Origin of the sequence: Gordonibacter faecis (assembly GCF_030077735.1) — a bacterium.
Lineage (GTDB): Bacteria > Actinomycetota > Coriobacteriia > Coriobacteriales > Eggerthellaceae > Gordonibacter > Gordonibacter faecis.
In genome coordinates this window covers 127,940-142,829 of sequence record NZ_JASJEU010000005.1, presented here as the reverse complement: position 1 = coordinate 142,829, position 14,890 = coordinate 127,940, and the positions used below count along the sequence as shown (strand labels likewise).

Here is a 14,890-nt window from a genome sequence, read left to right as displayed (position 1 = left end):
CCCCCCCCCCCCCCCCCCCCCCCCCCCCCCCCCCCCCCCCCCCCCCCCCCCCCCCCCCCCCCCCCCCCCCCCCCCCATCAATGCGGAACTTCATGATAGTCGCCCCTTTCCGAGTGAGGAGGCCATTTGCGCGTTCGTGAAACTATCGACGGCGAACCGGCACTTTGGTGTTGCTCGGACTACTTTACCATACCAGTTTTTACATTATTCGATAAAAAAGTAAAACTTGTCGCGTTGTGATGGAGGATAAGAATAGGGAAACAGCATATATTCAACACCTCGGGTTCTTCCTGATATCGACAGCGGTGCGGTAAAGGGTTAAAATAATGACTAAATAAGTAGGAAATTTAGTTGATGTTTTGGCATCTTGTTTTTGAGAATGCTGTGTGAGGAGGCTCCATGAGATTTGGTGACCAGGTGGTCGCTTTTGATTTTGCTGGCATTCCCCTGGTTGGCAATCTGAACACGGGTTATGTGATCGGCCTGACGCCCGAGGGAGCGGCCGTATGTGGCCGTATGCTGCACGAAGACGTGGATGCTGCCGCTATTGCTGCTGTGGATGCGGCGTTGCTCGATCATTTGGAGCGCGGGGGTTTCTTTAGCAGCGAAAAGCCGGCGGATGCGGTGTTGAGCGCGTATCTGCATGTGACGCAGCGCTGTAATTTGAACTGTGTTGGCTGCTATTCGCTTGATGAGCAGCGCAATTGTTTGGACGATGCGCCCTTGGAGCAGATTCAGCATGCGCTGGACGAACTTGCTGGGGCGGGCCTTGCTTCACTGGTCATTTCGGGTGGCGAGCCGTTTTTGCGCGACGACCTGCCCGCGATTGTGGAGTACGCGAAGCGCGCGTGCGGCATCGCGTCGGTAACGGTGCTGTCGAACGGCACGTGCATCACGCCCGCCGCGCTTGAGGCGCTGGCGCCGCATGTCGATTGCGTGTCCGTTTCGTTTGATGGCTGCTCGTCGACGGCGCCGGCCTACATTCGCCAAGATCAGCGCTTCGATGAGCTGGTGGAAGCGGTGTGCGCCGTGCAGAGGGTTGGCATTCCGGCACATATTATCCCCACGGTGCATGCCAAGAATATTGATGATCTGAAAGATTACGTGCGCCTGTCGAAGGATTTGGGAGCCTCGCTGAATTTCAGCCTTTTGACCTGCGCTCCCGATGATGAATTGGCGGCGCTGCTGCCCCACGAGGATGCCCTGCGCACCCTCGGCCGTAGCCTGCTCACGCTGGATGACGGCAAACCCATCCCCGCCATGGACGCTCCTGTGGGGGTGAACCTCACGGTGAAGCGCACCTGCGGTGCAGGATTTCGCGGCGTGAGTGTTGCTGCTGATGGCACCGTGTACCCGTGCCACATGTTACATCGACCGGAGTTGGCTATGGGTAACGTGTTCACCGGTTCGCTGACCGAAGCGCTGGAAAGCCCGGTGTCGGCGCGGTTTCGCGCGATGGATGTCGACGGCTTCGAGGGCTGCTCGGCGTGTCGCTACAAACGAATTTGCGGGGGAGGCTGCAGAGCCCGCTCGCTATTCGCATCGGGCAGTCTGGAGTCGAAAGACTCCTACTGCGCGATGACCATGGAGTTCTACGACGCATTAGGTGCGGCCATGAACGCCGCCCTCGATCAAGCGAAAGGAGGTGCACAAGATGCTGTTTTACAGTGAAGCTGAACCGCGTTCGATCTGCTACCCTATCGGTTTTAATGGTGGCATTTGTTTAGCTATTGGCGTGTAATGTAACAAAATGCCAAATAGGTATTGAAAGGCCTTTTTCAAAAAGGCCTTTTATTTCATGCGTAAGGGCATCTGAACTGCCTATATTATTTACTGCTTAGGTAAATAGAGTAAAGGAACGGTTATGCCTGATGAAAAAGATATAGAAACCGAAAACTCTTTGATACGTGTGAACCGAGTTTGTAAATGGATAAGCGGATTAATGAAAATAATTTTTATTCTGCTGTGCATATGGTGGGCTGTATCAATAGCGGTAATGATTTTCACAATGGCTTCAGCAGACTCATTTAATAGTGCAAATTTTGTTAGTGTGTCCGGTGTGATTTTATATGTGCTTCATGCCCTTATTATTGCTGCAATATGTGTGACACTTATACGAATTTTTTCGGATGCAGCAAAAGGATTGTCTCCATTTACTATGAGCCAAGTCGGAAGACTGAGAATAATATCTGGAATGCTTTTACTTTATGCTGTATTAGAATTTGTTATTACTTTGAACTCATCTGTCCTAAGACTGGGATGGTTGTCCGCACAAGCTGGAGCAATGGCAGAAGGTAGCGCAATTGTGGCTATTGACGTTGCTCCTATTATTGCTGCAGCTGTTGTTTTCGCTTTCTCTTTTGTTTTCAAATACGGCGTGCTTTTGCAAGAATTCTCAGACGAATCAGTCTAGGCGCAGGCCATGGGAATAGTTCTGAACCTCGACATTCTGATGAAGCAGCATAACTTGACGCTGAATGAGCTGGCGGAGAAAGTTGGTATTACAAACGTCAACCTGTCCCACATTAAAACGGGCAAGGTCAGGGCGCTGCGATTCTCCACGTTGGAGACCATTTGTGAGGTGCTCGAGTGCCAGCCGGGCGACATTCTGACGTACGAGAAAGACGGCGAGGAGGGTTACGGAGGTGTCGTAGTCATTATCGGAGAAGATGACTATGAAGAGTAGATATCCGCGAGCGAGGGCATTCTTGCACATCTTCGTAACCCCCTTCCGCCCCTTTCTGTGAACATTTTGAAGCGTCATTTGACAAATGCGCCCATTACCGGCAAAATAAGACCTCGCGCGAAGGCGCACAAACCCGTGGGGATGTAGCTCAGCTGGGAGAGCATCACGTTCGCAACGTGGGGGTCGTGGGTTCGAATCCCATCATCTCCACCACGGAAATTCAATCGGGCCGGAAGTAACTTCCGGCCCGATTTTTGTATGTCCAGATGTCCCGCTGGGATTGACGATAACCTTGCCTCACCACACCTCAGCCTCAACACCGCATATATCACTCTACCGCTCATATTCACGGCCACCTTGCATAAAAGGTAAAAAACATGTATACTGCATGCATGCGAAATACGACGAACCAGGAGGTTCACTATGCCGGCCTTGCAGGTGCGCGATTTCCCTGATGATCTGTATGAGCAACTGAAAGATTACGCTGCCAGTCAGCATCGCAGCATAGCCCAACAGACTATCGTGGCCGTGGAGCAGATGCTTGATGAAAAAGCTGGTCATGGCCAGAATAGTGAAAAGTTTTGTCGCATCGCACCGAAAGCGCGGATATTCGAGTACGACTCTGAGGCTGCCCGCGTGGCGCGCATCAAGAAGCGCAAGGATCTGTTTGCGCGGATTGAGGCAAACAAGACAAAGTTTCCTGATGACATGCCCAGCGCAGTGGAAATCATTCATGAAGGGCGAAGAGAGCGTGACCGTCAAATAAGCGATATCCTCGGCCTGCCGTACGATGAGGAGGCTTTGGCATGATCGTTTTGGATTGTAATGCGGCTGTCGAGATTGCTCGCGGCACTAAGGATGGCGCTGCATTAATGACGTTTATGGGTGATGGCGAACAGGTGATGGCCCCGAAACTCTTTACGTATGAACTTGCTAATGTAGTAAGTAAATATGCACGTGGAGGCTATATTTCTAGCGATGCAGCTCTCACTTTGGGAGAGCAAGCGAGTGAGCTGGTAGACGAGTTCAATGACGATGAGGATCTTTGGGCAGAGGTTGTGTCTGAGTCCATTCGCCTCCAGCACTCTGCCTATGATTTGTATTATATGCTGCTGACGCGTCGCAAGGCGGCGACGTTGTTTACGTTGGATAGGAAGTTGCAGAATCTCTGCTTGGATAATGGGGTGAACTGCGTGTATCTTGATGACGAATTCTGAGTGCCGCGCATTTTGCATGAAAAGGGCAAATGAATTTCAACTCGCACTCCCGCATGCAGTACAATAACCAAGTTTGAGTGACGTTCGCCGCCTCGAAGGTGCGGCGGATACTGATAGCGTGCCAAGGAGCAAGGAAATACCATGACGGACTTCATGAACGAATACTGCATGCACACCGCCACGTGCGGCGAGCTGCGCCGCGAGGACGTGGGGCGCGAGGTCGTGCTCACGGGCTGGGCGTGGCACAACCGCGACCACGGCGGTCTTATCTTCATCGACCTGCGCGACCGCGCGGGCTACACGCAGGTGGTCGTTGATCCCGACTGCGTGAGCGCGGAGGACTTCGAGAAGGCCGAGCACCTGGGCCGCGAGTACGTGCTTAAAGTAGCCGGCACGGTGCGCGAACGCGGTGCCGATGCCGTGAACCCGAACATGGCAACGGGTGAGATTGAGGTGCTAGCGAAGTCGGTCGAGGTGTTGAACACCTCTGTCACGCCGCCGTTTGCCATTGAAGACGGCATCGAGACAGACGAAACCACGCGCATGAAGTGGCGTTACCTGGACATTCGTCGTCCTGAGATGTTCGAGGCCCTACACCTGCGCCACAAGGTGGCCCAAGCCATGCGCACCGCGCTGAACGAGCGCGGCTTCCTTGAGGTGGAAACACCCATCCTGGCGAATTCCACGCCCGAAGGTGCGCGCGACTACATTGTGCCGTCGCGTCCGAACCCGGGTCGCTTCTACGCGTTGCCGCAAAGCCCGCAGCAGTTCAAGCAGATGCTCATGGTGGCCGGCATCGAGCGCTACTACCAGATTGCCCGCTGCTTCCGCGACGAGGACCTGCGCGCCGACCGCCAGCCCGAGTTCACGCAGGTGGACATTGAGATGGGCTTCGTGCAGGGCGAGGACGTCATGAACCTCATGGAGGACGTCATGGCTGAAACCCTGAAGGCCGTGGGCGTCGATCACGAATTCCCGCTGCAGCGCATGCAGTACGCCGAGGCCATGGAGCGCTTTGGCAACGACCGTCCCGACACGCGCTTCGGCATGGAACTCAAAGACATCACCGATATCGTGAAGGACACGGGCTTCAAGGTGTTTTCCAGCGTGGCGCAGTCCGGCGGCGTGGTGAAAGCCATCAACGCGAAGGGCGCGGGCGACTGGAGCCGCGGCGACGTGGAGAAGCTGGCCGACATCGCGGCGGAGAACGGCGCGAAGGGCATGGCCTGGATCGCGTTCACCACTGACGGCAAGGAGAAGAGCCCCATCATCAAGTTCTTCTCGGACGAGGAATTTGCCGCGCTGAAGGAAGCCATGGATGTGGAGCCGGGCGACCTGCTGCTGTTCGCGGCCGACAAGCCTGCGGTTGCCAACGCCGTGCTTTCCGCGCTACGTCTGCACATGGCCGAGGCGCTGAACGTGCCGCGCGAGGGTCACCAGCTGCTTTGGGTGGTGAACTTCCCCATGTTCAAGTACGACGAGGACGAGAAGAAGTATGCCGCCGAGCACCATCCCTTCACGCACGTGCTGGACGAGGACCTCGACAAGATTGAGAGCGCTCCGCTTGAGTGTGGTAGCTACTCGTATGACCTGGTCATGGATGGTTTCGAAGTGGGCGGCGGCACCATTCGTATCCATAACGCCGAAGAGCAGCGCCGCGTGCTGCGCGTGTGCGGCCTCACCGACGAGGAAATCGACGAGAAGTTCGGCCACCTCATTCATGCGCTTGAACTGGGCGCTCCGCCGCACGGCGGTATCGCGCTTGGTCTCGACCGTTTGGTCATGTTGCTAGGTGGCAAGGCGTCCATCCGCGACGTCATAGCCTTCCCGAAGACCAGCAGTGCGTCCGACCCCATGACCGGCGCCCCCAGCGCTGTGACGGGCCGCCAGCTCAAGGAAGTGAACCTGCGCACGCTGTAACCTCGCAGGTGGAATCGCATAAACATCAGGTAAAACAACAAGGAGCCCGCCAATTTCGGCGGGCTCCTTTTCTTCCTGCAACAAACACCACCGCTAAGCGGCGGACTCGTTTTCGTCCTTCGCTTCTACCGCCGTGCGCTCGCGGCCAAGCCGTTCGAATTTGTGCTTGTCGGTTTCGGCCATGCCCTGGCCCGGGTCGTGGCGCAGCTTGTACTGGGGGTCGGTGGGGTCGGTCCAAATGCGCTCAGCTACCGGCGCCCACTGCTCAACCGAGCGCGTGCACTTGTCGCACAACTCGCGCGCGCTTTCCTGTTTCTGCAGGTCGGTCGAGTGTGCTCCCGTTGCCTCCACCATATCGGCCAGAACACCCTGATTCTCCAAGAAGGGGCAGGGGCGCAGCAGGTTATCGTTGAAGGGCTGGCCCTCGTAGTAGGCCATAAAAAGCGGCGAGCGCAACGCGTCCAGCAGCGACACCTCGCGGATGTTCGCGTTCGCGTAATGCGCAAAAACGCACGGCTCCACGTCGCCGGCGGCGTTGATGTGCAGGTAGCGCCGCCCGCCGGCGATGCATCCGCCCACAAACTCGCCGTCATTTTGGAAATCAAGCGTGAAAAGCGGCTTCTTCCCGCGCATTTCGCGCACGAACCGGTACAGGTGCTCGCGCTGCTCCGGCCGCACCATAAGTTCCACCGGCGCGTCCACGCCAACGGGCATGTACGTGAAAATCCATGCGAACAGGGCGCCCTGGTCAATCATCCAGTCGAAAAATTCCTCAGACGCAATGGAATCGGCGTTGGCGCTGGTGAAGCAGCAGGACACGCCGAAAGGCAGCCCGTGCTGCTTGAGCAGCCGCATGGCCTGGCCCACCTTCGCATAGGTGCCCTCGCCGCGCCGTCCGTCGGTGGCTTCCTCGAACCCTTCCACGCTGATGGCGGGGATGAAGTTCTTCACACGCAGCATGTCCTGGCAAAACTCTTCGTCAATAAGTGTGGCGTTCGTAAACGACAAGAAAGCGCAGTCGGGGTGCTGCTCGCACAGTGCCATGAGGTCGCGTTTGCGCACGAGGGGCTCGCCACCAGTGTAAATGTACACGTGTGTGCCCAGCTCTTTGCCCTGATGGATGATGCTGTCTAGCTCATCGAGTGTCAGATTCAACTGGTGCCCATATTCGGCAGCCCAGCAGCCAGTGCAGTGCAAGTTGCAGGCGCTCGTCGGGTCCATGAGGATGGCCCACGGAATGTTACAGGCGTACTTATCGCGCATTTGCTCCTGCTTGGACCAGGCCATCATGTTCGCATCGACCACAAACGTCTTAAGCATGTCGTCGCGGAGGGCGGGATTCAGGTCAAGCACGCGCGTGATTAGCTGATACCAGTTATTCTGTTGCTCAATAGCGGTGCGGAAAGCAGCGCGCTGGCTGGGGAACAGGTTGGCCGGCGCGACCTTATCCAGCATGTCCATGATTTTCGTCAGGCGCGGTTCGGGGTCTTCCAGCAAATAGTCCATGGTTTTGTTAAGCGCAGCGCGTTTCACCTGCTCGGTTGCTTTCATGATGTGCCTCCCTTAGCTGCGTAAAATAGTAATCATCTGTTGAATAATTCTCTTTTGTTGATTATAGTGAGTAAGTGAGAGGCGGCAATTGCCAGTATGGTGTCAAATGCGGTGTATGCCACAGAACGCAAGAAGGTGGGGCGCACGTCATGAGCGATGTTCACGAAGGCAAGAGCCCGCTCCCTCAAAAGCCTGCTGCGCGCGACAAAACGCGTGATAGACGCTTTGTTCGTACGGAAAAAGCCATTCGCGATGCTTTCCTGCGCTTGATTGAAGAGCAGGACTTTCACAAAATCACCGTAACGGCTATAGCGCGCGAAGCTGATATTGATCGCAAAACGTTTTACCTACATTACGAAACCGTGGACGCCGTGGCAGATGCCATCGTGCGCGAAAAGGCCGAAACCTTCGTTCGTTTGCTGCGTGAAGGATCGTTTTTTGACCGCAACACGGTAGATGTGACCGATCTTTTCTTCAGTTTGAGCGCCGGCCCTGCGCCGGATTTGCTGCGCACGCGGAAGATGTATAAGCACATTACGGCCGAGGAAATGCTTGAGAAAATTGAGGCAGCGCTCACCGAAGCACTCATCGAAGAAGATCGGCTCGATCTGACGCATGCGAGGCCGTATGTCAGTTACTGCGTGTCATTTTTTGTCGCGGGGCTGTTTGCGATCTATCGGCGATGGCTTGCCAGCGATTCGGCTATTTCTTTGGATGAAATCTCAGCGGTTGCCAACATCGCAGCATCATCCGGCGTCAACGGCCTTCGCCAAAGCATCAGCCTTGAGCCGGGGGTTGCCGGGTCTTCCGAAGTGGGGGAGGAATAAGTATGCAGTTTCAGGGAACAGTTGACCGGGGGTGGATTGTTGTTGCGGTGGTGCTGGGGCTTCTCTGCGTAGTGAGCCTCATCCCCACGTTCGTGTTCGCGGCGCACGGGGCTGAGTCTGGCTGGCTTATTTTTGCCATTGTTGGCGGGATTGCCTTTGCGCTATTGCTTGGGCTTGAAGTATTTCTGCTGGCACCGTTCAAGCGCAGTTACGTTGAATTGCACGAACACGATCTGTGCGTCATTTTTGGCTTGCGCAAGCGCACGCTCGATTATCGTTTTATCACCGCGGTTTATCCCAAGCGCAACGCGCTCAATACGCAGGGCTGGGCCGGCTCGCTGCAGGGCGTCATGATAGAAAACGATGTGGAAGATTTTATGGTGTCTGTCGAAGATGAAGCGGTCTTTATCGCCGAACTTGCAAGCCGCTGTCCGCGTGCACGCGTGTAAAGCCTGCGTAAAATTTGACGGTTGACTGTGTGCTTTTGGTTGCCCGTGCGGGCGGGGTGGGGCATGAGAGGCCGGCATCGTCTATACTAATAATTCGCATGCGCGAACATGCACGATAAGTATCTCGGATGGGCCGGGGCGGCGCCATGTTCCGAACCTGGTCAGGTCCGGGAGGAAGCAGCCATAAGGGACCGCTGGCGAGCGCCCCTGCCTATCCGGGATACTTTTGTATTACAGGTCGGACCAAGGACACTATGGATATCATCAACTTCTTTGTTAACCTGCTTTCCGATCCGCGTGGGGCTATTGCGGGGTGGATTATTGCGCTCGGCCCGGTGTGGGTGTATTCACCATTGTTCCTTATTGTGTTCGTAGAAACCGGACTGGTCTTCTTCCCGTTTTTGCCGGGCGACTCGCTGCTGTTCGCGGCGGGCGTGTTCTCGGCCGATGGCGGCGGGCTCAACGTCTGGGCCACCCTCATCATCTTCTACGTGGCCGCCATCTTGGGAAATACGTCGAACTACTGGATCGCGCGGTTCTTTGGCGCGCGCATCATCGACTCGGGCCGCGTGAAGGCGCTCACGCCGGAGCGCATGGCCAAGCTCGACCACTTCTTCCAGAAATACGGTGGTCTCACCATTGTCATCACGCGCTTCATGCCGTTTTTCCGCACGTTTGCCCCGTTCATTGCTGGTACGGGCCATATGAACTTCGGCAAGTTCACGCTGTTTAACGTCATTGGTGGCGTGTCGTGGGTAAGCCTGTTTGTGCTGGTGGGTTACTTCTTTGGTGGCATCCCGTTCGTGCAGGATCACTTCGAAGTTATCGTGTTGGGCATTGTGGCGGTGTCCGTGGCGCCGGCCATCATAGGCGCAGTGAAAGCCGCCATGAATGCGCACAAAAACAAGCAGAACGCGTCGAACGACAGCGAGTCGAAGCGCGTGGAAGAATAACGCACCGGGTGGTCAGGCCTTTCTCGTTTGTAACCGCGACCGGTGTTGGCAACGATGCCGGTCGTAGTTTTTATGCGCCGTGTGCCGCGTAGAAGTTCTGCGCGGGTTGCGACGAGCCGCCCGCAGGCGCGCAAGGTGGGCTACACTATGCCAAGAAGAAATACGCCCTGGGGAAGAATAGGCGACTTGCATGTCAGAGGCACTTTATCGCAAATACCGGCCGCAGATATTCGAGGATGTCGTTGGCCAGGAGCATATCGAACGCACCATCAAAAACGCCATTGAGCAGGACAAGGTGAGTCACGCCTACCTGTTCACGGGCCCGCGCGGCACGGGCAAAACCACCACGGCACGCCTGCTGGCCAAGGCGCTTCTGTGCGAGCACGGCCCCACGCCCGAACCGGACGGCACGTGCGACGACTGCGTGATGATTGCCAACGGCGAGCATCCGGATGTTTACGAGCTGGACGCCGCGTCGCGCACCGGCGTGGAGAACGTGCGCGAGGAAATTATCGGCCGCGTGCAGTTCGCCCCCACGCGCGGGCGCTACAAGATTTATATCATCGACGAGGTTCACATGCTATCCACGGCGGCGTTCAATGCGCTGCTGAAAACGCTGGAAGAACCGCCGAGTCACGTGGTGTTCATCCTGGCCACCACCGATCCACAGAAGGTGCCCGAAACCATCCACTCGCGCTGCCAGCGCTTCGACTTCCGCCGCATTTCGGCCGAGGCTATTGTGTCGCGCCTGGGTGCCATTTGCGTGTCCGAGGACGTGGAATTCGAAGGCGAGGCGCTTGACCTGGTGGCGCACCGCGCTGAAGGTGGCATGCGCAATGCACTGACGTCGCTTGAGCAGCTTATCGCGTTCGGCGAGGGCAAGGTGACGCTGGAAGTGGCTGAGCGGCTGTTGGGCTCGCTCGACACCAACGACATGGCCGAAATCGTGCGCGCCGTGGGTACGCGCGATATTGCCACGTGCTTCCGCTGGACGGCCGAGTATGTGGAAACAGGCGCTGACCTGGCGCAATTCACGCGCGACTTAGCTGAACACATCCGTAATATGTATGTGCTGTCGCTTGCCGGCACCGACGTGGCGCTTGAGGTGAACGATGCCATGCGTCGCGAACTGGCACAGGAGATGGAATGGTTCGGACCTGACCGCCTAGCGCGGCTGTTGGGCGTGCTGGGCGATTTGTCGGCTGAGTTGAAGACGTCGACGAACCCACGTCTGTCGTTTGAGATTGCGCTTACGCGCATGGTGCGGCCCGACTCCGACTTGACGCTGGAATCGCTGGCCGAACGCGTGGAAGCGTTGGAAAGCGGCTATTCCGCCGTCGCGCATGTGACGGGTGGGGGAGCGCCGGCTGCGGTGGCCCCGGTGCCGGTTGCGGCTGGGGCGCCGGCTGCCGCGAGCGTGACGGTGGCTGCACCTGCGGCCAGTCCCGCCGCTGAACAGGCCGTACCAGTGGCTACTGCTCCCGTGGCAACTCCGCAATCCGCGCCTGCCGCTGAGCCGCGCCGCGAGGTTCCGGCTGCTGCTGCAACGCCAGTCGCCGAACCCGCACCCGCAATCCCTGTCGAAGCGCAGCCGGTTGTTGCCACAACCCCTGAACCTGCCCCCTCTGTTGCTGCGAGCACGGCGGCCCCCGCAGGCGGCATCACCGCCGAGCTTGCTGCCAGCTTGCAGAACCCGGCGGCGCTGCAGCGCATCTGGCAGGCGGCGCTCTCCACGCTCAAAAAGAACAAGGCCGCTTATGGCGTGCTGTTCCTCAACACGAAGGCTATCTTCGACGCGGGCAAGGGCGCGCTGCTCATTGAATTCCCTGCCGAGAATGCGTTTGCGTTCAAGGCCGTGCAAAAGCCCGACGTGCAGAATGCGGTGTCTGCGGCGCTTTCGCAGGCGTGCGGCGCAACGCTGCCGTTCTCGTACACACAAGGGGGCGCTGTTGCAGTGGCAACTGCTGTTCCGGCTGCTGCTCAAACGGCGGCAACGCCGGCTGCCGGCGCAGGAGTGAGTGCGAGTGCTGCATCTGCATCCGCTGCGGCCGCGGCCTCCGCTCCTGAGGTAGCTTCCGCCTCAGCGGCTTCCGCCCCCGCCGCTTCACCTGCGCCTGCCGCCGCCACGCCCATTTCCCAAGCGCCTGCGCCTGACCCAACTCCGGTCGACGCGTACGACATCCCGCCCTACGACGACGAAATCGTCCCCTACGACGACGAGCCCGCCCCGTCATCCGCGCCCGTCTACCCGGACGCTGACCTGGCCCCGGCTCCCAGCCCAACGCCCACGCGCGCGCAGCCGGCCGCTGTTTCCAGTCCCGCTCCCCAGGCGGTGCAGCCCACTGTCGCGGCCGACCGCGACCTGCCGCCCGAGCCGGACACGCGCACTTCAGCCACGCCCGACCCGACGGCTCCCGCGCAATCGCCCGAGGAAATAGAAGCCATCCTGGCCGCTGGCTTCGGCGAAGGCATTGTCGTCGAAGAGGTGCGGGAGTGATGTTCGTACTCGCACCCGCCATGCGCGCACTGCGCACCACCAAGCGTACTACCGCATGCCCTCCCGGCGTGCGCCCCAGATAATTCACCGGTAACGAAGAAGGAGACACGCTCATGGACATGAAGAAGATGATGAAGCAGGCTCAGCGCATGCAGGCTGAACTGGCCAAAGCTCAGGACGAAATCAAGGACATGGAGTTTGAGGCCACGGCTGGCGGCGGCATGGTGAAAGTGGTGGCCACGGGTGACATGGCCATCAAGAGCATTGTGATTGACCCCGAGGCCGTAGACCCGGAGGACGTGGACATGCTGCAGGACATGGTGCTGGCCGCCGTCAACGAGGCCCTGCGCGGCGTGTCGGACATCAGCGCCCAACGCCTGAACTCCGTTGCGGGTGGCATGAACATTCCCGGCTTGATGTAAGCGAGGCACAACACTATGTACGCGGCGCCGTCCATCCAGAAACTGCTCGATGAACTGGAACGACTTCCCGGCATTGGCCCGAAGTCGGCCCAGCGCATTGCGTACTGGATACTGAATGCCGACAAGGCGACGGCGCTGCGCCTGTCCGAGGCTATCGCCGAAGTGAAAGATCAGGTGCGGTTCTGCGCGCGCTGTTTCAACTACGCTGAACACGAGCTGTGCGAGATCTGCCAGTCGGCGAAGCGCGACGCGGGCATTATCTGTGTGGTCAGTGAGCCGCGCGACATTCCGCCCATCGAGCGCACCGGTGTGTACGGGGGCGTGTACCATGTGCTGGGCGGCGCGCTGTCGCCCATGGAGGGCATCGGCCCTGATGACTTGCGTATCGCAGAACTCATGAAGCGCCTGGCTTCGGAAGAGGTGCGCGAGGTGGTGTTAGCCACCAACCCCAACGTGGAAGGGGAGACCACGGCAGCGTATTTGGCCCGTCTCATCAAGCCGCTCGGTGTGAGTGTGACGCGGCCCGCAAGCGGTCTGCCCGTTGGCGGCGACTTGGAGTTCGCCGACGAGGTCACCCTCGGTCGCGCCATCGAAGCCCGCCGCCCGCTGTAGCGGCCGCGCGGCTCACGCCGCCGGCGCGCTCGCGACGTTACCCACGTCGTCCACGCTTTTACCCGCAGCCGCGCCACTTGGCACGAAAAGCGCAGGAGGCCGCCGCGCAAACGCGCGACGGCCTCCGTGCACCCAAGAAAGAAGAAGGGTTCTGCCCCCTCCAAAAAACAGAACCCCTTTCTTTACCGAAGCTACAAAGCCTTCGTAAATGCAGCATCTAGTATACCATCCTCCTCCACAAAATCACAACACTTTTTTTCGGCGAGGGCTGCACTCCCGCAAGGGCGGGCTGGCGAAGCCCAGACGAAAGCACCTTTGTCGACAGAGGTTTGGCTTCTGACAGATCGTTCGCGAGACGTCGGCGGGTCATGCGCGGGTCATGCTATACTGTGCGCCGAAAGGACGAGTGCATGATTATGGTGAATATTCCAAGCCCTGCCGTGTCCATTGTTGGACGCCACAATTCGGGAAAAACAACGCTGATCGAGCGCCTGATAGCCGAGTTGGTGGCGCGCGGCCACGATGTGGGCAGCGTGAAGCACCACAGCCACGTGGGCTTAGAAATTGACTACCCCGGCAAGGATTCCTTCCGCCACCGCGCCGCCGGTGCGAGCGAGACGGTTATCGCGGCTCCCGGGCAGTTGGCGCGCATCAAAACGCTGGAAGGCGAAGTGGAATGCTCCGACATTGTGCGCAGCATGCCGGGTCACGACATTGTGGTGGTGGAGGGCTATCGCAAAAGCGGTCTGCCCACCATTGAAATCATGCGCGCCGGCAACGAGGCTGACGCGCGCGTGGCCGAAGTGTTCGCCGAAGGGGCGCGCCGCGGCTGGCCGCTCGGCACCGACTTTACGCAGTTCACGCGCGGCACCGTGCCGCCAGCTGACGACGACGAGGCTCGTGAAGCCCTGCGTCGCGCGCAGGAGGAAGCCATCGCGGCCGAAAACGCGCACTTCAAGACGCAGCACCCCGACCACGTGGACATCTCCAACAAGTTGCCCACGAACAATACCGTGGCCATCGTTACGGATATCGAAGAGGCCCTGCGCGCCGCCGAGCTGTACAACGTTCCGGCGTTTGACCTGGACGACATCGCCGGTTTGGCAACCCTCATGGAGGAACGCTTCGTGCGCCCGCGCGTGACGGTGGTCATTCAGGCGGGTGGCGAGAGCCGCCGCATGGGCCGCAGCAAGGCTACGGTGCCCTTCGCGGGCCGCCCCCTTATTTGCCGGCTGGTGGAGCGCTTGGCTCCTGTGGCCGACGACTTGGTTATCACCACCAACGAGCCCGATAACCTGGCGTTTCTCCATACGGAATTCCCGCAGTACCGCGTGCAGTTGGTGTGTGATTCGTTCGATTATCGCGGCGCTTTGCCCGGCTTGTACACCGCGCTTCAGGCGGCACGCAACCCGTATGTGGCGGTGGTGGCGTGCGACATGGTGTTCGCCTCGGCGTCGCTCGTGGTGGCGGAGGCGCTTGCCATGAACGAAACGGGCGCCGACGTGGTAGTACCCGTGAACAAGCACGGCTTCGAGCCGTTCCACGCGATGTATCGGCGTATGGCCTGCCTGCCTGCGGTGCGTCGCGCGCTCGATCGCGGCGAGAAACGCGCCCAGGCGTTCTTCGACGACGTGGAGGTGCTGGAGTTTCCGCAGTCCGCGGTGCTGGAGGCCGAGCCCATGGGCGGCTGCTTCATCAATGCGAACACGCCCGAGGAACTGCACTCCCTGGAAGAATCGTTCTTGGAAGGCTAGGC

At 58.8% G+C, this 14,890-nt stretch carries 14 protein-coding genes, 1 tRNA gene and 1 other RNA gene; 15 read left to right on the top strand and 1 reads right to left on the bottom strand.

Annotated elements, in window-relative coordinates; genetic code table 11:
- The first annotated feature begins 399 nt into the window (after positions 1–399).
- The 7 genes from QNJ86_RS03020 (at position 400) to aspS (ending at position 5,823) form a co-directional block, all read left to right on the top strand.
- Positions 400–1,671, top strand: coding sequence for a radical SAM/SPASM domain-containing protein (locus QNJ86_RS03020; protein ID WP_283831105.1), 1,272 nt, complete (start codon positions 400–402; stop codon positions 1,669–1,671).
- A 193-nt stretch (positions 1,672–1,864) separates the two neighbouring features.
- Positions 1,865–2,413 carry a DUF2975 domain-containing protein gene (locus tag QNJ86_RS03015; RefSeq protein ID WP_283831104.1) on the top strand — a complete coding sequence of 183 codons (549 nt, stop codon included), beginning with the start codon at positions 1,865–1,867 and terminating at the stop codon, positions 2,411–2,413.
- Between the two features lie 9 nt (positions 2,414–2,422).
- Complete coding sequence (locus QNJ86_RS03010) at positions 2,423–2,686, top strand: helix-turn-helix domain-containing protein (RefSeq protein WP_283831103.1); 264 nt, start codon at positions 2,423–2,425, stop codon at positions 2,684–2,686.
- A gap of 137 nt (positions 2,687–2,823) precedes the next feature.
- Positions 2,824–2,899: transfer RNA gene (locus QNJ86_RS03005), tRNA-Ala, on the top strand.
- Positions 2,900–3,109: 210 nt separating this feature from the next.
- Positions 3,110–3,496: a ribbon-helix-helix domain-containing protein gene (locus tag QNJ86_RS03000; protein ID WP_283831102.1), complete on the top strand. Its 387-nt coding sequence runs from the start codon at positions 3,110–3,112 to the stop codon at positions 3,494–3,496.
- The gene (locus tag QNJ86_RS02995) at positions 3,493–3,903 is read left to right on the top strand and encodes a type II toxin-antitoxin system VapC family toxin (protein WP_283831101.1); all 411 of its coding nucleotides are present in this window, start codon (positions 3,493–3,495) and stop codon (positions 3,901–3,903) included. The genes QNJ86_RS03000 and QNJ86_RS02995 overlap by 4 nt, the downstream gene beginning before the upstream one ends.
- 141 nt (positions 3,904–4,044) lie before the next feature.
- Positions 4,045–5,823 (top strand): aspartate--tRNA ligase, encoded by a 1,779-nt coding sequence (gene aspS / locus QNJ86_RS02990; protein ID WP_283831100.1) that lies wholly within the window; start codon positions 4,045–4,047, stop codon positions 5,821–5,823.
- A 93-nt stretch (positions 5,824–5,916) separates the two neighbouring features.
- On the opposite strand, the gene QNJ86_RS02985 is transcribed toward aspS, so the two are convergent.
- Positions 5,917–7,374: a radical SAM/SPASM domain-containing protein gene (locus QNJ86_RS02985; RefSeq protein ID WP_283831099.1), complete on the bottom strand. Its 1,458-nt coding sequence runs from the start codon at positions 7,372–7,374 to the stop codon at positions 5,917–5,919.
- 149 nt (positions 7,375–7,523) lie between these two features.
- Between QNJ86_RS02985 and QNJ86_RS02980 the strand changes: the two genes are divergently transcribed.
- The 8 genes from QNJ86_RS02980 to mobB all read left to right on the top strand — a co-directional run bounded on the left by QNJ86_RS02980 (position 7,524) and on the right by mobB (position 14,888).
- Positions 7,524–8,201, top strand: coding sequence for a TetR/AcrR family transcriptional regulator (locus tag QNJ86_RS02980; protein WP_283831098.1), 678 nt, complete (start codon positions 7,524–7,526; stop codon positions 8,199–8,201).
- Between the two features lie 2 nt (positions 8,202–8,203).
- Positions 8,204–8,650: a PH domain-containing protein gene (locus QNJ86_RS02975; protein WP_283831096.1), complete on the top strand. Its 447-nt coding sequence runs from the start codon at positions 8,204–8,206 to the stop codon at positions 8,648–8,650.
- Positions 8,651–8,776: 126 nt separating this feature from the next.
- An RNA gene (gene ffs, locus QNJ86_RS02970) (signal recognition particle sRNA small type) lies at positions 8,777–8,870 on the top strand.
- 34 nt (positions 8,871–8,904) lie between these two features.
- Positions 8,905–9,603, top strand: a complete 699-nt coding sequence (locus QNJ86_RS02965; protein WP_283831094.1) for a VTT domain-containing protein — start codon at positions 8,905–8,907, stop codon at positions 9,601–9,603.
- A gap of 190 nt (positions 9,604–9,793) precedes the next feature.
- A complete protein-coding gene (gene dnaX, locus QNJ86_RS02960; RefSeq protein ID WP_283831093.1) occupies positions 9,794–12,100 on the top strand; it encodes a DNA polymerase III subunit gamma/tau in 2,307 nt (768 codons plus the stop codon).
- Positions 12,101–12,213: 113 nt separating this feature from the next.
- A complete protein-coding gene (locus QNJ86_RS02955) occupies positions 12,214–12,522 on the top strand; it encodes a YbaB/EbfC family nucleoid-associated protein (RefSeq protein WP_283831092.1) in 309 nt (102 codons plus the stop codon).
- A 15-nt stretch (positions 12,523–12,537) separates the two neighbouring features.
- Entirely contained in the window at positions 12,538–13,134 is a 597-nt protein-coding gene (gene recR / locus QNJ86_RS02950; RefSeq protein WP_283831091.1) for a recombination mediator RecR, read from the top strand.
- A gap of 410 nt (positions 13,135–13,544) precedes the next feature.
- Positions 13,545–14,888 (top strand): molybdopterin-guanine dinucleotide biosynthesis protein B, encoded by a 1,344-nt coding sequence (mobB, locus tag QNJ86_RS02945; RefSeq protein WP_283831090.1) that lies wholly within the window; start codon positions 13,545–13,547, stop codon positions 14,886–14,888.
- Positions 14,889–14,890: the final 2 nt, after the last annotated feature.